The following is a 21,528-nucleotide window of genomic DNA, read 5'->3' on the forward strand; positions in this document are numbered from 1 at the left end:
CGGGAGGTCTCCCATGTGTCGACACCCGACCAGTCGACCCGGAACAGAAAGCGTGGCCACGTGAACAGCGACGACAGGACGACCATCCTCCCGGCGAGCGGGGGCGGCGCCGGCAGCGACAGCGGGCACGGGGCCCGCGGCCGCTCCGGTGGCCGGGCGGCGCGGCGGGCTGCCGAGCGGCACGCCGGCCGGGGCCGCCGGGCGCGGCGGGGCGGCGGGATCGTGCCGGTGACCGCGGTCGTCGTCGCCGTGGCCGGGACGGGGCTGTTCGCCGCGCTGGCCGGCGCGGGCTACGCGGCGTACGGCGGCAAGCAGACCGACCGCGACATGGCGGGCCAGTCGCTGGCCGCCGACATGCTGATCTCGGCGGAGCTGGGCACGCACGACGGCATCCAGGTACCCGGCACCGGGGGCACGAACCCGGACGTTCCGCTGCCGGCCACCCCCACCGCCGCCGACCCGGCGGCCACCCAGGGCGCCTCCGCCACGCCGACCGCTCCGGCCTCCCCGACGGCTTCGGCCGCCGCCTCCCCGACGGCCGTCCCCACTCCCACGGCCTCCGCCGTCAAGGCGACCCCGACCGCCGCCGGTGCCTCCACCGCCGGCCAGGGCACCGCCAAGCGGGGCATCCCGGGGATGCCGGGGGGCGGCAGCTTCCCGGGGAGCGGGGGCATGCCGGGGGGAGGGGGCATCCCGGCCGGCGGCGGCGCGGCCCCGTCGTACGCCCAGCAGGTCGTCGACCTGGTCAACGTCGAGCGCGGCAAGGCCGGCTGCGGGCCGGTCAGCGCCGAGCCCCGGCTGACGAGTGCGGCCCAGTCGCACAGTGACGACATGGCCGACCGCAACTACTTCGACCACGCCAGCCCCGAGGGCAAGCACGCCGACTACCGGATCGAGGCCGCCGGGTACAGCTGGAGCACCTGGGGCGAGAACATCGCCCGCGGCCAGAAGGACCCGGCCGCGGTGATGGACTCCTGGATGAACAGCCCCGGCCACCGGGCCAATATCCTGAACTGCGCGTTCAAGCAGCTCGGCGTGGGCGTGCGGACCGGCAACAACGGCCCGTGGTGGACCCAGGTGTTCGCCTCCCCGGCGTGAACCGGCCCTGAACCGACCCTGGTCCGGCCTCCGTTCGGCCCCGCTCCGACCGTGGCTCACGCCTGATCGTCCCGGCTTCCGCTCCTGCCCAGGCCCGGTCTGACCCTCAGACCGGGCCCGCCGATCCGGGCCGATTTTCCGATTCCGTGCACATTGTTGTTATCTGATCACTCCCCACGGGTCTCCGAGGAGGCAGCGGCGGACGGATACACGGCAACACGGAGTGCGGACCATGAACGCTGAGGTGCAGAACAGGACCGGGACCACCCTGGTGCTCGCGGCGCAGGCAGGTGACCGGCAGGCTCGGGAGGCGCTGGTCGCCGCCTGGCTGCCGCTCGTCTACAACGTGGCCGGCCGTGCCCTCGGCGGCCACGCCGACGTGGACGACGTCGCGCAGGAGACCATGATCCGGGCCCTGGACGGCCTGGACGGGCTCCGCGACCCGGAGTCCTTCCGGTCCTGGCTGGTCGCCATCACCATGAACCAGGTGCGCCGTCGGCACGCCGCCGGTCAGCAGCAGCCGACCGTCGGCGGCCTGGACGAGACCTGGGAGGTCGCCGACCCCCGGGCCGACTTCACCGACCTCACCATCCTGCGCCTCGGCCTGTCCGGCCAGCGCCGCGAGGTGGCCGAGGCCACCCGCTGGCTGGACCCCGACGACCGCGAGCTGCTCGCCCTCTGGTGGCTGGAGGCCGCCGGTGATCTGACCCGCGCCGAACTCGCCGAGGCCCTCGACCTGAGCCCGCAGCACACCGCCGTGCGCGTGCAGCGGATGAAGAAGCAGCTCGAAGCGGGCCGCATCGTCGTCCGCGCGCTCTGCGCCTACCCCCGCTGCCCCGGACTGACCGAGCTCACCGCGGGCTTCGACGGCACCCCGAACTCGGTCTGGCGCAAGCGCATCGCCCGTCACATCCGGGACTGCGCGGACTGCGGCGGCCTCGGCCGGGACCTGTTCCCGGCCGAAGGGCTGCTGGCGGGCCTCGCCCTGGTGCCGATCCCGCTCGGCTCGCCCGTGCTGCTCCACTTCCAGCACACGGCGGCCGCCGTCGCCTCCTCGGCCGCCACCGGAGCGGGCTCGGGCGCGGGAGCCGGGGCCTCTACCGGTACCGGCGCGCACGCGGCGGCGGGAGGGCACGGCGGCTGGGCCGGCACCGCGGCCCGCAAGGCCGTCCTGGTGAGCGGCGCGGCCGCGGCGGTCGCCGTGACCACCCTCGCCCTGGTCTGGCCGCAGGCCGGCGAGCCGCCGCAGCCGACGGCACCCGAATCCACCGCCCCGGCCGCGGCCCAGGACGTCCCGACGGCCGCCGCCGCACCCGCCGCCACCGCCCCGACACCGGTGCCGACCCCGCTGCCCGCGGAGAGCCCGACGCCCACGGCGACGGCCACACCGACCGCGACCCGCACCGCCACCGCGACACCGCAGCCCAACCCGGAGCGCCAGCTGGTGGACCTGGTCAACGCCGAACGCGCCAGGGCCGGCTGCGCCCCGCTGCGGATCGACCCCCGGCTGCACGGCTCGGCCCAGAAGCACGCGGACGACATGGCCACCCGCGGCTTCTTCGACCACGTCAACCCGGACGGCGTCCGGACCGAGGCCCGGATCACCGCCGCCGGCTACCGCTGGTCCCAGTGGGGCGAGAACCTCGACCGGGGCCCGACCACCCCGGCCGCCGTCTTCGCCCGCTGGATGGACGGCGGAATCCACCAGTCCAACATGCTCGACTGCGGGTTCAAGGACATCGGCGTCGGCTTCGCCACCAACGCGGCCGGCACCCCCTACTGGACCCAGGACCTCGGAGCACCGATGTCCTGAGCCATGGGCGGGGACTACGCCGGAGTGGCCGCCACCAGGCCGTTCGCCGACCCGGTCACATAGCCCGTGGCATCCCCGAGGACGCCGCCCGCGTCACCGACCTGCCCGGGCACCAGGTCCGGAGCGCTGCTCAGCGGCCCGGGCAGTCCCTCCTGCCCGCCCACGGCACTGGCGTGCGCGCTCGGCGCGGTGAGGGAGGCCACGACACCGACGGCGAGCGAGGCAACGGCAAGCATGCTGCGCTTCTTCATGGCCGGTCCAACGACACTGCGCCGGAAGGGTTACGGCCCACCGCGTCGGCGCACGGACCGGGGCGCACGGAAGCCACGGAAACGTTTTGGACGGCCCGCGAGCCGACCGGGACTCTGCCGGGCGGCGGGCGGGCCGTGGGAACCACCATGGCCCCACCCGCCCCTGCCGGTCAGGGGCGTGCGAGCCGCGACCGGACGCACGGCGGCGCGCCGGGCGTGCACCAGCAGTCCCAGCCGCGCCGTCAGAGCGTTCCGGAGCCCCGCGCCACCGCGGGCCCGCCCGCCTCCGCGGCCCCACCCTCCCAGAGCGACGCCCCGGGAACCGGCGCCCCGGGAGCCCCCGGAGCCGCCCCTGCCAGGCCCACCGGGCCCACCACCCAGTCCGGGTGACCGGGCATCGGCGGCGTCCGCAGCCCGTACAGCCAGTCGTCGAGGAAGCCCCGCAGGTCCTGCTCGGACACCGCCGAGGCCGTCCGCACGTAGTCCTCGGTGGTCGCGTTCCCGGACCGGTAGGTGCGCAGGAACGCCCGCTCGATCCGGTCGAAGGCCGCCGCCCCGACCTTCTCCCGGAGCGCGAACAGCACCAGCGCGCCGCCCGTGTACCGCTGGCTGTCGAAGAGGTCGGCGGCGGTGGGGGAGGCGACCGGCCCGGAGTCGTGCCGCCACTGGTCGCCCAGCCCGTAGAGGTAGCGCATCCGGTCGGTCAGCGTGGTGTGGCCCCAGGCGTCCGGCCATCCGCGCTCGTAGCGGTACACCAGTCCGTAGAAGTCGGCGTGGCCCTCGTTGAGCCAGAGGTCGGACCACCTGGCGGGGGAGACGCTGTTGCCGAACCAGGAGTGGACCAGCTCGTGCATCATGTGCGAGCCGATCGCCGGCTCCGCCTGCCGCAGGAAGTTCGGCTTGTAGAGGGTGAGCGTCTGGGTCTCCAGGCCGGTGAAGGCGAACGCGGCCGGATCGTCCGTGTTGGCCGGCAGGAGCCCGTACGTCTCGAACGGGAAGGGCCCCAGGTGCGCTTCGGCCCAGGCGAGCTGGCCGGGGGTGAGGGCGAGCGCGGGTTCCAGTTCGGCGGCGCGCGCGGTCGGTACGACGTCGCGCAGCGGCAGGCCGTGCGGGCCGGTGCGCTCGCGCACGGTGTAGTCGCCGACCGAGACCTGGACCAGCTCGGTGGCCATCGGCTCGCGGGACACGTACCGGCGGGTGGTGCGGCCGTCGCCGCGCCGTTCGGTGGCCGTCAGCTCGCCGTTGGCGACGCCGCGGAGAGCGTCCGGGGCGGTCACGGAGATGGTGAACCGGGCCTTGTCGCTGGGGTGGTCGTCGCACGGGAAGACGGTGTGCGCGCTGTTCGGCTGGCCGGCCACCGCGAAGCCGTCCGGGGTGGGGACCCAGCCGGTGTGCGGCAGCGCGGTGCGCGGGTCGGCGGTGTACTCGACGGTCAGCCGGGCGACGGCGCCCGGGCGGAACGGCCTGGCCGGGGTGACCGTCAGCTTCTCGTCGTGGGCGGCGAAGCCCGCCGGCCGCCCGTCGACCCGGACGGCGCGCACGGCCAGGCCGAGCGCGTCCAGGTCCAGCCGGGCGAGCGTGCGGTCGGGCCGGACGGTGAGCACGGCCGTGCCGTCCACCGTCCGGGGCCCGTCCCGGTAGTCGAAGGCCAGGTCGTACCCGAGCACCCGGTACCCGGTGTTCCCGAGCGAGGGGAAGACCGGATCGCCCAGCCCGTCGGCGGCGCCGGCCGTCGGCACGCTCGCGGACAGCAGCACCGCGCTGAGCGCGAGTGACGGGACGAGCCGGGCGCGGGGCCTGAGAAGCCTGAAGGGCCTGAGGAGGCCGAGGGGCCTGGACAAGGGTGATCACCGCACTTCACGAGCGGGAGCGGAGGCGGAGCCCCCGGGGCGGGGAGAGCCTGGCCCACGGATGCTAGTGGACCGTCGGGCCGGCGCGGGCGCGATAGGTGCGGTCCGCCGGCGCGGCGTGGTGCGACGGCGGAGCTCGGTCCGGCGACACACCGTGTCCCCCGGACGGCCCACGGTGATGGCGCGGCGCCCGTACGCGGTCTAACGTCAGGAGTGCATCGTCCCCTGACGGACGAGCCACGGCCGTCGGAAAACCTGGCCAGGTCCGGCGGCCGTACTTTCCTGCCCGGGCGCCGTGCGCCCGGAGGCACCCCGTAGGCTTGGCGGTCGAGACGACGCCCGCGTACCGGATGCCAGGAGCCGCCGTGACCAGCCCAGCCTCGCCCGTTCTGGTGATCGGCGAGTGCGTCGCCGACATCGTCCGAACGAGTGACGTCCCGGACCGGGTGCACCCCGGCGGCAGCCCCGCGAACGTCGCGTACGGCCTCGCCCGGCTGGGCCGACCGGCCACCCTGCTCACCGAACTGGGGCCGGACGCCAACGGCCGGCTGATCCGGCGGCACCTGGAGTCGGCGGGGGTGCGGGTCCGGGCCGCCGAGGTCGCCCGGACGCCCTCGGCGGTGGTGGAGCTGGACGGGCAGGGGCGGGCCCGCTACACCTTCGACATCCACTGGACGCTCCCGCCCACCGAACTCGCCGAGCAGCCCGCCGCGATCCACCTCGGTTCGATCGCGGCGGTGACCGAGCCCGGCGCGGGTTCGGTGCTGGCACTGGTGGAGCGCTGGCGCGGGCACGCGCGGATCAGCTACGACCCGAACGTGCGCCCGGCGCTGATGGGCGACCGGGCCGGGGCCGTCCGCCGGGTCGAGCGCTGGGTGGCGCTGAGCGACCTGGTCAAGGTCAGCGACGAGGACCTGGACTGGCTCTACCCGGGTGAGCGGCCCGAGGCGGTCGCCGAGCGCTGGCTGGCCCTCGGCCCGGCCGTGGTCGCGGTCACCCTCGGCGCCGAGGGCGCGTTCGCCCGCACCGCCGGGGGCGGACGCGCCGAGGCCGCGGCCCTTCCGGTGCCGGTCGCGGACACGGTCGGCGCCGGCGACGCCTTCATGGCCGCCTTCCTGCACGCCCACGCGGCGGGCGCCGACCTCGCGGCCTGCCTCACCCAGGCGGTGACGGCGGCGGCGCTGACCGTCGCGCGCCCGGGCGCCAACCCGCCCTCGGCGGCCGAACTCGCGGCCGCCCTGACGGACTGACCGGAGCCCTCCCGGTACGTCGGCGCGGTGTGAACCCGGTCCGTTCCCTCCGGGCCGCCGCCGCTACTCGACGGGGGCGAGGTCCTTGCCGTACCAGACCTGGGCGTACGGCCCGCTGCTGTAGGCGGGGATCTCCCGGTACCCGTTGCGCAGGTAGAGCGCGCGGGCCTCGACCAGGTCGAGGCGGGTGTCGAGGACGATCCGCTCGGCGCCCAGGGAACGGGCGGCCCGGTCGACGGCGGCCAGCAGCACGGCGCCGCCGCCGGTGCCGCGCAGGCCGGGGCGGACGAAGACCCGGGTGAGTTCGACGGTGGCGGCGTCGAGTCGCCGCAGGCCGGCGCAGGAGTGGGCGGCGCCGTCGTGGCGGCCGATCAGGAAGTGGCCGTCCGGGGCGGCGAGGTCGTCGCTGGGGGAGTCGGCCAGGCCGGACTCCAGCTCCTCGGGGGTGCCCTCCCGGTCGAAGTGCAGGCGGTAGTAGCGGTTGGCCACGTCGTAGTAGTACTCGCGCAGCAGGTCCAGGGCCTCGGGGGCGGTCACGTCGGCCGTGGTGACGGTCCAGAGGTCGGAGCGGCGGGGCGCGGTGTTCGTCATGCGCGCATGATCCAATTCGGGGGCCGTCGCCGCAATCGGTTTTCCCGGCGGCCCCGCCCGGCCCGCTCCGCCCCGGCCGTCGGACCGGCGGTCACCCGGTCGCCCCGCCACCCGGGCAAAGGAACGGCAAGGACCCGGTGCGTCGTTGCCCCGCACGGGTGACGCGGGGGTTGGCGGTGGTGCACGGCAGGGGAGCAGTGCACCCATGAACAGACCATCAGTTTGTCGTAATAATGGGGGTTTGAGGGGAAGCCAGCACCACCGGGGCGGTGTACGGACCGGCCTGCTGGCCGCCGTCTGCCTCTCCGCCGTCTTCGCCGGCTGCGCCGCTCCGGCCGCTCCCGCCGGGCCGAAGGCCGTCCCGGCCCCCGAGGCGAACGCGGCCCCCGAGGCGAACGCGGCGCCCGCCGCCCCGGACGCCGACCACACCGGCGCCCCGCCCCTGGCGGAGGAGGCGAACAGCGCCGAGGTGGTGGCCCGTCAGGAGGCGGCCGCCCAGCACTGGGGCCTGGAGCGCCCGCCGCTGAAGGCCCCGCCGCGTCCGGCGACCAAGCCCGAGCTCACCCCGGTGCAGGGCGTCAAGCTCGCCGACGGCCGCCCGTCCGTCGTCTTCCGGGTGCCGACCGACGACAAGGTGGTCTTCCTGACCGTCGACGACGGTGACGAGAAGGACCCCGAGTTCTCCCGGATGGCCGCGGACCTGGGCATCCCGCTCAGCACCTACGTCTCCGACTACCTCGCCCGCGAGAACTACGGCTACTTCCGCGACCTGCACGCCCAGGGCGTGGAGATCAACAACCACACGATCAACCACCGCAACCTGAAGGTGCTGGACTACGACACCCAGCGCGAGGAGATCTGCACCCAGCAGGACCAGCTGGAGAAGCAGATCGGCGTCCGCCCCCGGCTGTTCCGGCCGCCGTACGGCGAGTACAACGACGACACCCTGCGCGCGGCGGCCTCCTGCGGGGTGCAGGCGGTGCCGATGTGGAACGAGGAGGCCTTCCCGGACCACATGGAGTGGCGCTACGACGACCGGAAGCTGCACCCGGGCGACATCATCCTGACCCACTTCCGGGGCACCGACATCTGGAAGGCCTCGATGCCGGACCTGCTGCGCAAGGTCGTCAACGACGTCACCGCGCAGGGTTTCGCGCTGGCCCGGCTGGACGACTACCTGTAGCGGCGGCCCGGAGCGGCCACCCGAGCGCGGCCGCCGCGGGTCGGGCGGCTCAGCCGAGCGAGAGGGCGTCCAGGTACACCCAGGCGCCCTCGTGCCGCACGAAGCGGCTGTTCTCGCTGAGCACGCCCTCCTCGCCGCCCTCGGTCCAGTGCGCCCGGAAGGCGACGGTGCCCTGCGCGTGGAAGGCGCCGCCCTCGGTGGTGTCGACCACCTCCAGCCCGGTCCAGCGCAGCCCCGGGTCGAAGTCGACCTCGGCCGGCCGGGTGTCCGGGTGCCAGGTGCGCAGCAGGTACGCCTCGTCCTGCGCGGCGAAGGCGCTGAACCGGGAGCGCATCAGGGACTCGGCCGTGGTGGCCGCCGCCTGGCCCCGGTGCAGCCGGCCGCAGCAGTCGCCGTAGGCGGCGGGCAGGCCGCACGGGCAGGGGGAGGAGGGCAGCAGCCGGGGCGCGGCGGCGCGGGGCGCGGAACGACGTCGGGACATGCCGCCATTCTCCCCCACCTGTCCGGCGCCTCCCCGGCGGCCCCGCGGACGGCGGGTACGGGCCCGTCCGCGTCGTCGTGGATCCCGTCGCCGGGGAGCCCGTCCGCGGGTGCCCGTCCTCAGGAGGAGGCGGCGCCGAACCAGGTGCGCAGCGCCCGGGCCAGCCCCTCCCGGTCCGCCCGGTCGGGCCCGGTCGCCCAGGCGACGTAGCCGTCCGGGCGCAGCAGCAGGGCGCCGGCCGGCGGCTGCGGGCAGTCGGCCGTGAGGAGGTCGACCCGGTCCTTCCAGCCCGCCGCCGGGTCCGCGAGGCCGAGCCGGCCGCTGGTGAGGTCGACGAGCAACGGGCGTCCGGTGCAGGCGAGTTCGGCGATCCGGGCGGGGCCGTTCGGGGTGGTCGCCGCGAGTTCCGGCACGAACCGCCCGGCCAGCGGGTGCGGGCAGCCGACGTCGTGGTGGACGTCGCTGCCGGCCATCAGCGCGGCGATCCGGCCGAGGTTGTCCGGGTGCGCCAGCAGCTCGTCGAACAGGGCGCGCACCGCGGTGGTCCCGGGGCCGGGGGCCATCAGGGCGGTCTGGGCCTGGGAGTGCATGAACACCCGCTCGCCGACCGGGCGGCGCTCGTTCTGGTAGCTGTCCAGCAGGCCGGGCGGGGCCCAGCCGTGCAGGTCGGCGGCGAGCTTCCAGCCGAGGTTGGCGGCGTCCTGGAGGCCGAGGTTGAGGCCCGGGCCGCCGGTCGCGGCGTGCACGTGGGCGGCGTCGCCGACGAGCAGGACGCGGCCGTCGCGGTAGCGCTCGGCGAGCCGGGTGTTGTGGCCGACGGTGCGGCGCGGGGTGAACGGTCCGGCGGTACGGGCCGGGGCGAGCGGCAGGTCGGCGCCGGTCACCCGGCGGACGCTGGCGCGCAGCTCGTCCAGGGTGAGCGGGGTCCGCTGGTCCACCGGCGGGCCGCCCCACTCCATGGTGGCGATCATGACGGCGTCCGGGCCGAACGGGGAGATGACGAACACGCCGTGGTCGGTGCGGGTGTGGGTGAAGACGCGGAACGGGGTCGGGCAGCCGGGCAGCAGGACGTCGCCGTTGTCGGTGGTGCGCACCCCCTCGGGCGGCAGCACGTGTGCGATGCGGGAGACGGGGTCGGGCGAGGTGACGCCGGGGAAGCCGATCCCGGCGAGCTTGCGGACGGTGCTGCGGCCGCCGTCCGCGCCGACCAGGTAGCGGGCGCGCAACTGTCCGGCGCCGTCGGGTCCTTGGACGTCGACGGTCACCCCGGTCGGGTCCTGGCGCAGGCCGGTGACCTCGCGGTCGCGGCGCACGGTGACGCCCAGGTCGAGGAGGCGCTCCTCCAGTACCTCCTCGATCCGGTGCTGGGGTACGGGCACGGCGTGCAGCGGGTTCCGGTCGAGCCGGTGCAGTTCCAGCGGGAAGGCGCCGAACACGAAGCGCGGTACGGGCCGCGGCGCGCCCGGGACGCCGCTGAGCGGCTGGTACAGGCCGCGGTGGTCGAGCAACCGGAGCACCTGGCCGACCAGCCCGTTGGCCTTCTGCTCGCCCGAGCGCGCGGGCAGCCGGTCCAGGACCACCGGCCGGATTCCGGCCAGCGCCAGTTCACCGGCCAGGAACAGCCCGACCGGGCCGGCGCCGACGATGACGACATCGCTGTTCATCTCAAGTCCCCGTTCATGTCGAATGCCCCTCGGATGCGGTGGGGTCACCGTGACGAAGGATCGGGCAGCCCGGCCGCCAGCTGGCGCAGCGCCTCGGTGAGCAGCGGCTGGAACGGCACCACCGGGTCGGCGGCCAGGTAGTGCTCGTTGGCGGCTTGCAGCGCGGAGAGCGCGGCCGAGGCGACCAGGTTCGGGTAGAGGTCCCGGTCGGCGTCGGTCCCAGTCCGGGCGGCCACCGCCGCCGCCAGCTCCCTCCGGACCCCGGCGCTGTCGCGGAGCAGTTCGGCCTGGAGCGCCGGTTCGCGCAGCAGCAGCCGCACGGCGGCGGTCCAGCGCGGGTCGGGTTCCTCGGGCGCGCCGACGTACGGTGCGACGAGGGAGCGGGTCAGCGCCTCCCACAGCGGCTCCTCGGCGGGGCGGGCCCGCAGTGCCCCGGCGGCCTGGAGGACCCGGTCGCGGTGCCGGGAGACGATCGCCTCGGCCTTGCTGGAGAAGTAGTTGTTGTAGGTGCGCGGGGACACCCCGGCCGCGGCCGCGATGTCCTCCACCCGGACGTTCTCCAGCCCCCGCTCCACCGCGAGCCGCAGTGCGGCCCAGCCCAGTGCCTCCCGCGTCGCGGCCTTCTTCCGTTCCCGCAGGCCGGGCTGGTCCTTCGTCATGGCCACCACTGTCCCGCGAAAGGTGCGTGACGCGCAATAGTGCGTGGCACGCAAGTTTTTCCCGGCCGCGCGGGCTATGGCGAGCCGCCCGCCACCTGCGGTTTGTCGCTGGTAGTAGTTGCCTGGTCGCGGAGCGATCCCCGTCGGGAGCCCGACCCCGCAGGCTTTCCGGCGGGACGACTCGACAGGACTGGAGGAGCGGTCATGGGTGGCAGACAGCGTCCGCCGAGAGCGCGGACGCCCCGGCAGGGCAGGCCCGCCGGCGTCGGTGCCCGGGTGAACTCCCGGGCGGAGTTCGCCCGCATCGAGGGGTTCCTGGCCTGGGAGGCGGAGGTCGCGGCGGCCGAACGGGACGCCCGCGCGTTCGTCGCGCAGTTCCCGTGGCTGCCGGCGGCGGAGCGGGAGAGCCTCGAACAGGCCTACGCCGCCGACCGGTTGCGCTACGCCGAGGAGGTCGTCGACCGCGCGGTCGAGCGCTGCCGCCGGCTGGCCGCCCGGTACCGCGTCGAGTGCCGCCGGATCTGCGCCCGCTGGGCGGCGCTCTGCCTCTCCGTCACCGTGACGGCGGCGCTGTTCGCCGTGGTCCCGGCCGTCCTGCGCGGCTGAGCGGCCCGGGCCCGCCGTCGACGGGCCCCGGCACGACGAGGGCCCGCCGCACCGTTCCCGGTGCGGCGGGCCCTTTCCAGGTGCGGGAGGGGATCAGTGGTGGCCGTGGCCGCTGCCGATCTCCTCGTGCTCCTCGACGGTGGGCTTGGCGATCTGGCTGTACTCGCCGTAGAAGCCGCGGGAGAGCTTGACCCGCGCGCGGGTCCACAGCCCGGCCTTGCGGGCCACGCCGTTCTCGTCCACCTCGGGCGGCAGCTCGGAGGGCTGCGGCTGGTCGTGCGAGGTGAGGGTGTAGAGCCGGCCCTGCGGCAGCGGGGCGTGCACCTCGACGAACTCGCCGTGCTGGAGGCGGTTGATGACGCCGGTCTCCCGGCCGTGCAGCACCTTCTCCTTGTCCCGCCGCTGGAGGCCCAGGCACCAGCGCTTGGTGATCACGAACACGACGACCGGCACGGTGAAGAAGCCGATCCGCACCGCGTAGGTGATCGCGTTGATCGAGAGGTGGAAGTGGGTGGCCAGCAGGTCGTTGCCGCCGCCGGCCAGCAGGATCAGGTAGAGGCTGATCCAGGCCGCGCCGAAGGCGGTGCGGACCGGGGCGTTGCGCGGCCGGTCGGCGATGTGGTGCTCGCCCCGGTCCCCGGTGATCCAGGCCTCCAGGAACGGGTAGCACCAGATGGCCAGCAGGACGGTCGGGAAGACCATCAGCGGGACGAACACCCCGAGGTTGAGGGTGTGGCCGCCCCAGACGCTGATCTCCCAGCCGGGCATCACGCGGATCAGGCCCTCGGAGAAGCCCATGTACCAGTCGGGCTGGGCGTTGGTGGTCACCTGGTCCGGTCGGTACGGGCCGTACATCCAGATCGGGTTGACGGTGGCGATCGCCGCCATCACCGAGACCACGCCGAAGACCAGGAAGAAGAAGCCGCCCGCCTTGGCGGTGTAGACCGGCAGCAGCGGCATGCCGACCACGTTGCTGTTGGTCCGGCCGGGCCCGGCGAACTGGGTGTGCTTGTGGTAGAAGACCAGGATCAGGTGCGCCGCCAGCAGGCCCACCATGATCCCGGGGATCAGCAGGACGTGGACGGTGAACAGCCGGGGGATGATGTCGTGCCCCGGGAACTCGCCGCCGTAGAGGAAGAACTGCAGGTACGTCCCGACGATCGGGACGGCGAGGACCGCGCCCTCCATGAAGCGGATGCCGGTGCCGGAGAGCAGGTCGTCGGGCAGCGAGTAGCCCATGAAGCCGTCGAACATGCCGAGGATCAGCAGGAGCGCCCCGAAGACCCAGTTGATCTCGCGCGGCTTGCGGAACGCGCCGGTGAAGAAGACGCGCATCATGTGGGTCAGCATCGAGGCGACGAACACGATCGCGGCCCAGTGGTGGATCTGGCGCATCAGCAGGCCGCCGCGCACGTCGAAGCTGATCTTGACGGTCGAGGAGAAGGCCTCGGACATCGGGATGCCCCTGAGCGGGACGTACGACCCGTCGTAGACGACCTCGCCCATGCTCGGCACGAAGAACAGGGTGAGCCAGACGCCGGTGAGGATGATGATGACGAAGGTGTAGAGCGCGATCTCGCCCAGCATGAAGGACCAGTGGTCGGGAAAGATCTTGCGCAGGTTGGCCTTGGCCAGGGAGTAGATGCCGAGTCGGCCGTCCGCCCAGTCGGCGAGCGCCTCGGCCTTGTTGGCGGGGTCGGCGCGCGTGGTGGTCACCGGTCCCGGCTGCGACTGCTGGTCGGCTCTCACGACGGGCTCCCCGGCGTCCGCGGCGTACCGTGCCGGAGGCCCGCCGGCGGGAACGGCGGCCGGCGAAGTGTTGTGATCATGGGACCTCTCGATACGGGCCCGCCGGCGGGACCGGCGCGCGGACCAGCTGTTCCGCTGGGCCCGTTGCTCAGGGTGATGGAGCGCTTACTCTGTCATGCTGTCGGCAGGGGGCCGACTGTGCACGTCCATCGGCCCGTCCGGCCGTGCGTGTCGGGCCGGACGGGGGTTCCTGACGCCCGATCGGCTGGCCGCCGCTCGGCCCAACGGGTGCCGATGCTGCGGTCGGGTGCCGCTGAAGCGTTTCGGCGCGCGCCGCGTCCGGGGGTCGCGAGGTCCGGGGCCTACGCTGCGCCAATGGTGGATCACCGTGAACTCTTCGAGGACGTCACCGAGGCCCTGGCCCGCGCCGGGTTCGACACCGGACCGGGCCCCTCACCGCTGTGGATCGACCGCCACCCCGAGGGCGTGGTGGTCGGCTGGACGCCGGGCGCGGAGCCGGGCGGGCCGCCCTCCCGGGAGGCGCTCGCGGCGCTGAGCGGCGCGGCCGCGGTCGTGCTGCGCGAGTGCGGCTACCTCGTCGCCGGAACGGAGGAGGGTGATCTCCTGGTGCGTTGCGCCGAACCGGTGACGGTGCCGGAGTCGCCCGAACCGGAGGCGGTGCCGGAGCAGTGGTGGGGGTGACCCGGGGCTCCTGACGATCCCTCCGGCCTGCGGGTTTGGTCAACACGAGGGCGAGCTCATACCGAACCCTTACCCGAACCGGGGGTGCGGTTGACCTGCGCGGCTCTAAGGTTTGCCTAAGCTAAGCCGTGGCGCCCTGGACCGCAGTGTCCGGGGCGTTCGGCTGTGCCGCCCCGCCGCCACCGCGGCGGGGTCGAGGACAGGTGAACGACCCGGGCCGGCCCGGGGGAGGAGCCCGCCGTATGTGGGATGAGGCGTTTCCCAGCTTCCTGATCGGTCTGCGCGAGGGCCTGGAAGCCGGACTGATCGTGTCGATCCTGGTCGCCACGCTGGTGCGGGCGGACCAGAAGGCCCGGCTGCCCCAGGTGTGGTCGGGCGTCGCGGCGGCCGTCGCGCTCAGCCTGAGCTTCGGCGCGGTGCTCACCTTCACCGCCGCCAACCTCTCCGGCCACGCCCAGGAGGCGTTCGGCGGGGTGCTCAGCCTGATCGCGGTCTGCTTCGTCACTGCGATGGTGTTCTGGATGCGGCGCTCGGCGCGCACCCTCTCCGCCGAGATCAAGGAGAAGGTCCAGGCCTCGCTGGCGATGGGCGCCGGCGCGCTGGTGCTCACCAGCTTCCTCGCGGTCGCCCGCGAGGGCCTGGAGACCTCGCTCTTCCTGTGGACCAACGTGCGCACCGCCGGGGAGTCCACCGGGCCGCTGATCGGCGCGGCCGTCGGCCTGGTGCTCTCGGCCGGGCTCTGCTGGGGCCTGTACCGGCGGGCCCTGAAGATGAACCTCACCCGGTTCTTCACCATCACCGGCGTCGGACTGATCGTTGTCGCGGCGGGCGTCCTCGGCTACGGCCTGCGGGACCTCCAGGAGTCCGGCCTGGTCGGCGGCGGCACCTCGTACGCCTTCGACCTGAGCGGGCACCTGGACGCCTCGTCCTGGTACGCGACGCTGGTCCAGGGCACCCTCAACCTGACCGTCACCATGACGGTGCTCCAGGTCGTCGGCTACGTCGCGTACCTGGGCGTCGTGATGACGCTGTTCGTCGAGGGGGTCCGCAGTGGCGGGCGCGCCCAGGCGGCCCAGGCAGCCCCGGCCGCCGCTCCCGCCGCTCCCGCCGAGGCGAAGCCCGCCGCGGGCGGGGCCGAGGGCGAGGGCGGGGGTACGGCCGGACCGGTGCGGGCGGGCCGGCCGCGCTGGGTGCTGCCGACCGCGGCGATCGCCGTGCCGGTCGTGGTGGCCGGCGTGGTGATCGCGGTCAGCGAGGGCAAGCAGGGCGGCTCCGCCACCGTCGCCGTCTCCGAGCAGGAGTGCGGCAAGGGCTTCGCCGACCCGCGGCCCGGCCAGCAGGTGTTCCAGATGCGCAACACCGGTGACAAGGTCGCCGAGGTCTACCTCGTCGACCCGGGCAGCGGCGCGGTCTACGGGGAGATCGAGGGCCTGGCCCCCGGCACCACCCGCGCCCTGACCGCCACCATCGGCTCCGGCGACTACGCCTGGCGCTGCGTGCCCACCGGTGGCAAGTCCGTCACCTCGGCCGCCGTGCACGTCAGCGGCGCCGCCGTGGTCAAGGCCGTCAAGCCGGTCGCCGAGGAGGACCTCAAGGCCCCGCTGGACAGCTACAAGGAGTACGTCGACCAGGGCCTCGCGACGCTCGTGACGGAGAGCCGGAAGCTCCAGGCCGACGTGCGCTCCGGGGACCTCGCCACGGCGAAGGCCGACTGGCTCACCGCCCACCTCCGGTACGCCTCGCTCGGCGCCGCGTACGGCACCTTCGCCGACCTCGACGGCAAGATCGACGGCCGCCCGGACGGACTCGCCGAGAAGGAGCGGGACCCGGGCTTCACCGGTTTCCTGCGGCTGGAGTACGGCCTCTGGCACGACCAGTCCGCCGCCGAGCTGACGCCCGTCGCCGACGACCTTGCGCAGAACGTGGAGAAGCTGGCGCACGACTTCCCCGGGCAGGACTTCGCCCCCGGCGACCTGCCGCTGCGCGCCCACGAGATCCTGGAGAACACCCTCCAGTTCGAGCTGACCGGCGACACCGACATGGGCAGCGGCACCAACCTGGCCACTGCCCAGGCCAACCTGACCGGCACCCAGGAACTGCTGACCCTGCTCCAGCCGCTGCTCGACGAGCGGGACCCGCAGGTGCTCGTCAAGGTGAACGCCGGGATGAAGCGGGTCGGCGACCTGGTCGCCGCCGCCCACCGGCCCGAGGGCTGGACCCCGGTCGACCGGCTGCCCGCCGACGCCCGCCGACAGCTCAACGGCGCCACTGGTGAACTGCTCGAAGACCTCGCCCCCGTCCCCGCCCTGCTCGAGATCCGGAAGGCCGCCTGATGACCGACCACACCGCAGCCACCGGGTCCTGCCCGTTCCCGCACGCCGCTGCCGCCGCCACCGAGGCCGCTGCCGCCGCGCCGGGCGGCTGCCCGGCCGGACCGGCCCGGCGCAGCTTCGTCCGGGCCGCGCTCGGCGCGGGCGCCGGAGCGGCCGTGCTGGCCGGTGGCGGCCTCGCCCTCGCCGCCGGACCGGCCGCCGCCGGGGACGGCACGCAGGAGAAGGCCGGGGCGGTGCCCTTCCACGGGGCCCACCAGGCCGGCGTCACCACGGCGGCCCCCGGCTTCGCGGCCTTCGTCTCCTGCCAGGTGATCGCCCAGGACCGCCAGGGCCTCGAAACGCTGTTCCGGACCCTGACCGAGCGGATCCGCTTCCTCACCGCCGGCGGCACCCCGCCGGACCTCGGCGTCGGCGCGCCGCCCTCGGACAGCGGCATCCTCGGCCCGACCGTCCCCGCCGACCACCTGACCGTCACGGTCGGCGTCGGCGCCTCGCTCTTCGACGACCGCTACGGGCTGGCCAAGGCCAAGCCCGTCAGGCTCGCGTCGATGAAGACCTTCCCGAACGACAACCTCCAGGCCGCCGAACTGCACGGCGACCTCTCGCTGCAGATCTGCGCCGACCGCCAGGACACCGTGCTGCACGCGCTGCGCGACATCACCCGGCACACCCGGGGCGCGCTGCAGATCCTCTGGCGGATCGACGGCTTCCAGAACCAGTCCCGCCCGGACGGCGCCCAGCGCAACCTGCTCGGCTTCAAGGACGGCATCGTCAACCCGGACACCGGCTCCGCGCGCGAGATGGACCGGCTGGTCTGGGTCACCGACGGGACGGGCGAGCCGGCCTGGGCGACCGGCGGCAGCTACCAGGTGATCCGGATCATCCGGATGCTGATCGAGTTCTGGGACCGCGTCACCCTCACCGAGCAGGAGAAGATGTTCGGCCGCCGCCGGGACACCGGCGCGCCGCTGGACGGCGCCCGGGAGACCGACGCACCGGACTACGCCAAGGACCCGGACGGCAAGGCGATCCCGCTCGACGCCCACATCCGGCTCGCCAACCCGCGCACCGCCGACACCGACAACTCGCGCATCCTGCGCCGGGGCTTCAACTACGACCGGGGCGTCGACCGGGCCGGGAACCTGGACATGGGCCTGGTGTTCTGCTGCTACCAGCAGGACGTGGTGCGGCAGTTCGAGGCCACCCAGACCCGGCTGATCGGCGAGCCGCTGGTGGACTACATCTCGCCGACCGGCGGCGGCTACTTCTTCGTCCTGCCGGGGGTGAAGGACGAGGCCGACTGGCTCGGGCGGGGGCTGCTGGCCGCCGTCTGACGGTCGGTTCCACCGCGGGCCCGGCGCTGCTGTGCGCCGGGCCCGTCCGCGTGCTCAGCCGTCGGGCCCGTCCGCTCCGTCGGCGCCGAGGGTGAAGCCGATCACCGCGCCGCCGCCCTCGCGGTTGGCGGCGAAGGCCGTACCGCCGTGCGAGCGGGCCACCTCGTGCACGATGGCCAGGCCCAGGCCGGAGCCGGGCAGGCCGCGGGCGGCGGTGGCCCGGTAGAAGCGGTCGAAGACCCGGTCGAGGTCGGCCGCGTCGATGCCCGGGCCGCGGTCGCGCACCTCCACCCGCGGGCCGCGCACCACCACCTCGATCGGGCCCGTCCCGGCGGGGTCGAACTTGGCGGCGTTGTCCAGCAGGTTGCCCACCGCGCGGGCCAGTGCGTCCGGCCGGGCGGTGACCACGGTCGCGTCCGCGTCCACCACGACCTCCCGGTCGCCGCGCCGCCGGGCCTGGGCGGCGGCCTGCCGGACCACGTCGGCGAGCAGCACCTCGGTCGGCTGCTCGTCCGCCCTTCGGTCCGCCGCGAGCGCCACCAGCTCCTCCACCAGCTGGGTCAACTCCCGGGTCTCCTCGACCAGATCGGCCATCAGCGCGGCGCGTTCGGCGGGCGGCAGCCGGTCCAGGCTGGGGAGCACCGAGAGGTTGGTGCGCAGGCTGGTCAGCGGGGTGCGCAGCTCGTGCCCGGCGTCCTGGACCAGTCGGCGCTGGTTCTCCTTGGCGGTGGCGAGCCGGCCCAGCATCCGGTCGAAGGCCCGGCCGAGCCGGCCCACCTCGTCCGTGCCGGCGGCGGGCACCGGGACGTCCAACCGCCCACTGGCGGCGACCAGTTCGGCCGCGTGGGTGAGCCGGACCAGGCGTCGGGTGATCCGTCGGGCGAGCAGCCGGCCGGCCCCGCCGGCGAGCACCGCGACGATCGCCACCAGGGCGACCGTACGGGTGCGCAGGGTGGTCAGCAGCTTCTCGGTGGGCCCGACCTGCTGGATGATCTGGACCGCCCCGCGTCGGCCGCCGAGCGAGACCACGCCGACCCGGTAGGCCTCGCGGTGCTCGTGGCGCAGCCCGATCGAGGTGCGGCCCGGCTGGTCGGCGTGGGCGAGCTCGTGGTCGGACGGGCTCGGCGGCAGGTCGAGCCGGGCGGTGCCGGGCAGCACCGCGCCGTCGGGGTCGAGCGACTGGGTGGTGACCCGGATCGGGCGGACCAGGTCGGCGCTCAGGCCGCTCGGGCCGGCGAAGTCGCCCGGGAAGAGGACCTCCCGCTGGACCTGGCGGCCGACCGAGTCGACGGCGGCCCCGAAGTCGGCGGTCTCGTCGTCCCGGATCAGCCGCGCGGCGGCGTCGTAGCCGAGTGCGCCGATCAGCACCGCGACCAGCGCGGCGATCGCGGCGAAGGCCAGCGCGAAGGTGGTTGGCAGGCCGGGGCGCGGCAGCCCGGGGAGACGGGGGAGCCGGCCGGTCGGGCGCGGCGGCCGGGGCGCGCGGCGGGCCGGGCGCGGGAACCGGGGGAGGCGGCGGGCCGGGCCGGTCACGGCTCGCGCAGCGTGTAGCCGACGCCGCGGACGGTGTGGATCAGCGGCGCCAGGCCGGGGCGGTCGAGCTTGCGGCGCAGGTAGCCGATGAACACCGCGAGGTTCTTCGAGCCGGGGCCGAAGTCGTAGCCCCAGATCCGCTCGTACAGGGTGGCCTGGTCGAGGACGGCGCCGGCGTGCCGGGCGAGCAGCTCCAGCAGGTCGAACTCGGTGCGGGACAGTTCGAGCTCCTGGGCGGCGCGCCAGGCCCGGCGGGCGGGCGGCTCGATCCGCAGGTCGGCGACGGTCAGCACCTCGGTGGCGGACTCCGGTGGACGGCGGCGAAGCATGGCGCGCAGGCGGGCGAACAGCTCGTCCACGTCGAAGGGCTTGACCAGGTAGTCGTCCGCGCCCGCGTCCAGGCCGGCGATCCGGTCCGGCACCTCGACCCGGGCGGTGAGCATCAGCACCGGGGTGCGGTCGCCGGCCGCGCGCAGCCGGCGGCAGACCTCCAGGCCGTCCGGCTCGGGCATCATCACGTCGAGCACCAGGACGTCCGGGCGCTGCTCCGCGAGGACGGCCAGGGTCTGGGTGCCGTCGGCGGCGACCCGCACCCGGTAGCCCTGCAGCATCAGCGCGCGGGCGAGCGAGTCGCGGATGGCCCGGTCGTCCTCGGCGATCAGCACGGTGTGGGTCATGGCGGAGATTCTCCCTGGCGTGCTCACGGCGGTGCCGGGCGGGGGCGGGGTGTCCGGGCCCGCTCCGCGGCCGCTCCGGGGCGGTCCGTGACGGCCGGGGCTGTCGCGCGGTGCTTCGCGGGCGTACGGTGGCCGTACGGTGGCGCGCCGCCGGGTGGGCCGCCTGATCCGAGTCGGCACGCCCTGCCGGAGGCCGCGATGGCAGACCGGATGGCCTTCTTCACCACCCCGCGCGAGGAGCGGGTGCGGCGTGATGCGCGGGAGCGGCTGGGGGACTGGCGGGAGGTGTACCGGCCCGGCCCGCTGCTGCCGGTGGTGGGCGGGCAGGCGGGGCGGTGCATGGACTGCGGGCTGCCGTTCTGCCACAGCGCCTGTCCGCTCGGGAACCTGGTGCCGGAGTGGAACCGGCTGGTGGCGGAGTCGGGGACGGGGTCCGGGGAGGGGGCCGGAGCGGGCGCGGAGGTCGGCGCGGAGGCCGGCGCGGACTGGCGGGCGGCCGCGGCACGGCTGCTGGCGACCAACAACTTCCCGGAGTTCACCGGGCGGCTCTGCCCGGCGCCCTGCGAGAGCGCCTGCGTGCTGGCCATCGACGGCGCGGCGGTGACGATCAAGAACGTGGAACTGGCGATCGCCGACCGGGCCCTGGACGCGGGCTGGGACGGGCCCCGGCCGCCCGACCGCGCCGAGCGCTCCGGTGGGCGGCGGGTCGCGGTGATCGGCTCGGGCCCGGCCGGGCTGGCCGCCGCCCAGCAGCTGACCAGGGCCGGGCACGCCACCACCGTGTACGAGCGGGCCGACCGCGCGGGCGGGCTGCTGCGGTACGGCATCCCGCCGTTCCGGCTGGAGAAGCACCGGCTGGAGCGCCGGCTGGACCAGCTGCGGGCCGAGGGCACCGACTTCCGCACCGGGGTGTGGGTCGGCCGGGACGTCCCGGGCGAGGAACTGCGGGCCGGGTACGACGCGGTGGTGGTCGCGGTGGGCGCGACCGCCTGCCGGGAGCTGCCGGTGCCGGGGCGGGAGCTGACCGGGGTGCACCAGGCGATCGAGTACCTGACCTGGGCGAACCGGGTGGACGAGGGCGACTGCCCGGTCTCGCCGCTGTCCGCCGAGGGGCGGCACGTGGTGATCGTCGGCGGCGGCGACACGGCGGCGGACTGCCTGGGGACGGCGCTGCGCCAGCGCGCCGCCTCCGTCACCCAGCTGGACATCAACCCGCGGCCGCCGCGGGACCGGGCCGACGGGCAGCCCTGGCCGGTGTACCCCAAGGTGTACCGGGAGACCACCTCGCACGAGGAGTCCGGTGCGGCGGAGGCCGGGCCCCGGGTGTTCGCGGCCACCACCGTCGGATTCGAGCCCGGCCCGGACGGCCGGCTGGCCGCCGTCCGCTTCGCCGAGGCCGAGCCCGCCGACCGCAGCCCGCGGGCGGGCACCGAGCGGAGGCTGCCGGCGCAGCTGGTGCTGCTCGCGCTGGGCTTCACCGGGCCGGACCCGGACCGGCCGCTGTTCGCCCAACTCGGCCTCGCCACCGGGCCGGAGGGCACCCTGGCCCGGGACGACGGCTTCGCCACGGCGGCGGAGGGCGTGTTCGTCGCGGGGGACGCCGGGCGCGGGCAGTCGCTGATCGTCTGGGCGATCGCCGAGGGGCGGGCGGTGGCCGCGGCGGTCGACCGGTACCTGCGGGGGTGGACGGAACTGCCGGCGCCGATCCGGGCCTCGGCGCGGGCGCTCACGGTGTGAGACCGGGAGCACCCGCG

18 protein-coding genes are annotated in these 21,528 nt (G+C 75.0%); 9 read left to right on the forward strand and 9 right to left on the reverse strand.

Annotated features, from left to right (window positions below):
- The first annotated feature begins 60 nt into the window (after positions 1-60).
- Positions 61-1,098 carry a CAP domain-containing protein gene (locus tag ACWDD9_RS34155; RefSeq protein WP_449813762.1) on the forward strand — a complete coding sequence of 346 codons (1,038 nt, stop codon included), beginning with the start codon at positions 61-63 and terminating at the stop codon, positions 1,096-1,098.
- Positions 1,099-1,330: 232 nt separating this feature from the next.
- The gene (locus tag ACWDD9_RS34160; protein ID WP_375874998.1) at positions 1,331-2,911 is read left to right on the forward strand and encodes a sigma-70 family RNA polymerase sigma factor; all 1,581 of its coding nucleotides are present in this window, start codon (positions 1,331-1,333) and stop codon (positions 2,909-2,911) included.
- 14 nt (positions 2,912-2,925) lie between these two features.
- Here ACWDD9_RS34160 and ACWDD9_RS34165 read toward each other — a convergent pair whose 3' ends face one another.
- Together ACWDD9_RS34165 and ACWDD9_RS34170 are read right to left on the reverse strand one after the other, a co-directional pair.
- Positions 2,926-3,147 (reverse strand): hypothetical protein, encoded by a 222-nt coding sequence (locus ACWDD9_RS34165; RefSeq protein ID WP_449813763.1) that lies wholly within the window; start codon positions 3,145-3,147, stop codon positions 2,926-2,928.
- A 257-nt stretch (positions 3,148-3,404) separates the two neighbouring features.
- A complete protein-coding gene (locus tag ACWDD9_RS34170; RefSeq protein WP_449813764.1) occupies positions 3,405-5,003 on the reverse strand; it encodes a M1 family metallopeptidase in 1,599 nt (532 codons plus the stop codon).
- Between the two features lie 374 nt (positions 5,004-5,377).
- Between ACWDD9_RS34170 and ACWDD9_RS34175 the strand changes: the two genes are divergently transcribed.
- A complete protein-coding gene (locus ACWDD9_RS34175) occupies positions 5,378-6,262 on the forward strand; it encodes a carbohydrate kinase family protein (protein ID WP_449813765.1) in 885 nt (294 codons plus the stop codon).
- A gap of 63 nt (positions 6,263-6,325) precedes the next feature.
- Here the strand turns inward: ACWDD9_RS34175 and ACWDD9_RS34180 are convergent, their stop codons facing one another.
- On the reverse strand, positions 6,326-6,853 hold the full coding sequence (locus tag ACWDD9_RS34180) for a GNAT family N-acetyltransferase (protein WP_117486546.1): 528 nt from the start codon (positions 6,851-6,853) through the stop codon (positions 6,326-6,328).
- Positions 6,854-7,094: 241 nt separating this feature from the next.
- On the opposite strand from ACWDD9_RS34180, the gene ACWDD9_RS34185 reads away from it, so the two are divergent.
- A complete protein-coding gene (locus ACWDD9_RS34185; protein ID WP_449813766.1) occupies positions 7,095-8,036 on the forward strand; it encodes a polysaccharide deacetylase family protein in 942 nt (313 codons plus the stop codon).
- 49 nt (positions 8,037-8,085) lie between these two features.
- Here ACWDD9_RS34185 and ACWDD9_RS34190 read toward each other — a convergent pair whose 3' ends face one another.
- The 3 genes from ACWDD9_RS34190 to ACWDD9_RS34200 form a co-directional block, all read right to left on the reverse strand.
- Positions 8,086-8,517, reverse strand: coding sequence for a YchJ family protein (locus ACWDD9_RS34190; RefSeq protein WP_049657121.1), 432 nt, complete (start codon positions 8,515-8,517; stop codon positions 8,086-8,088).
- Positions 8,518-8,636: 119 nt separating this feature from the next.
- The gene (locus tag ACWDD9_RS34195) at positions 8,637-10,181 is read right to left on the reverse strand and encodes an FAD-dependent monooxygenase (RefSeq protein ID WP_449813767.1); all 1,545 of its coding nucleotides are present in this window, start codon (positions 10,179-10,181) and stop codon (positions 8,637-8,639) included.
- A 44-nt stretch (positions 10,182-10,225) separates the two neighbouring features.
- A complete protein-coding gene (locus tag ACWDD9_RS34200; protein WP_375874992.1) occupies positions 10,226-10,840 on the reverse strand; it encodes an acyl-CoA-like ligand-binding transcription factor in 615 nt (204 codons plus the stop codon).
- A 204-nt stretch (positions 10,841-11,044) separates the two neighbouring features.
- Between ACWDD9_RS34200 and ACWDD9_RS34205 the strand changes: the two genes are divergently transcribed.
- A complete protein-coding gene (locus ACWDD9_RS34205; RefSeq protein ID WP_375874991.1) occupies positions 11,045-11,446 on the forward strand; it encodes a cytochrome C oxidase subunit I in 402 nt (133 codons plus the stop codon).
- 93 nt (positions 11,447-11,539) lie between these two features.
- Here ACWDD9_RS34205 and qcrB read toward each other — a convergent pair whose 3' ends face one another.
- Positions 11,540-13,162 carry a cytochrome bc1 complex cytochrome b subunit gene (gene qcrB, locus ACWDD9_RS34210; RefSeq protein ID WP_449813804.1) on the reverse strand — a complete coding sequence of 541 codons (1,623 nt, stop codon included), beginning with the start codon at positions 13,160-13,162 and terminating at the stop codon, positions 11,540-11,542.
- A gap of 408 nt (positions 13,163-13,570) precedes the next feature.
- Here qcrB and ACWDD9_RS34215 point away from each other — a divergent pair, with 408 nt between their 5' ends.
- From ACWDD9_RS34215 to efeB, 3 genes are all read left to right on the forward strand, one after another.
- A complete protein-coding gene (locus tag ACWDD9_RS34215; protein ID WP_049657126.1) occupies positions 13,571-13,897 on the forward strand; it encodes a hypothetical protein in 327 nt (108 codons plus the stop codon).
- A 242-nt stretch (positions 13,898-14,139) separates the two neighbouring features.
- A complete protein-coding gene (gene efeU / locus ACWDD9_RS34220; protein WP_449813768.1) occupies positions 14,140-16,230 on the forward strand; it encodes an iron uptake transporter permease EfeU in 2,091 nt (696 codons plus the stop codon).
- Complete coding sequence (efeB, locus tag ACWDD9_RS34225) at positions 16,230-17,564, forward strand: iron uptake transporter deferrochelatase/peroxidase subunit (protein ID WP_449813769.1); 1,335 nt, start codon at positions 16,230-16,232, stop codon at positions 17,562-17,564. Before efeU ends, efeB begins: the two co-directional genes overlap by 1 nt.
- Positions 17,565-17,618: 54 nt before the next feature.
- On the opposite strand, the gene ACWDD9_RS34230 is transcribed toward efeB, so the two are convergent.
- Positions 17,619-19,097, reverse strand: coding sequence for a sensor histidine kinase (locus ACWDD9_RS34230; RefSeq protein WP_449813770.1), 1,479 nt, complete (start codon positions 19,095-19,097; stop codon positions 17,619-17,621).
- The gene (locus tag ACWDD9_RS34235; protein ID WP_049654967.1) at positions 19,094-19,774 is read right to left on the reverse strand and encodes a response regulator transcription factor; all 681 of its coding nucleotides are present in this window, start codon (positions 19,772-19,774) and stop codon (positions 19,094-19,096) included. Before ACWDD9_RS34235 ends, ACWDD9_RS34230 begins: the two co-directional genes overlap by 4 nt.
- 198 nt (positions 19,775-19,972) lie before the next feature.
- Here ACWDD9_RS34235 and ACWDD9_RS34240 point away from each other — a divergent pair, with 198 nt between their 5' ends.
- Positions 19,973-21,511 carry a glutamate synthase subunit beta gene (locus ACWDD9_RS34240; RefSeq protein ID WP_375874987.1) on the forward strand — a complete coding sequence of 513 codons (1,539 nt, stop codon included), beginning with the start codon at positions 19,973-19,975 and terminating at the stop codon, positions 21,509-21,511.
- The last annotated feature ends 17 nt before the right edge of the window (positions 21,512-21,528 follow it).

The organism is Kitasatospora sp. NPDC001119, assembly GCF_053598475.1.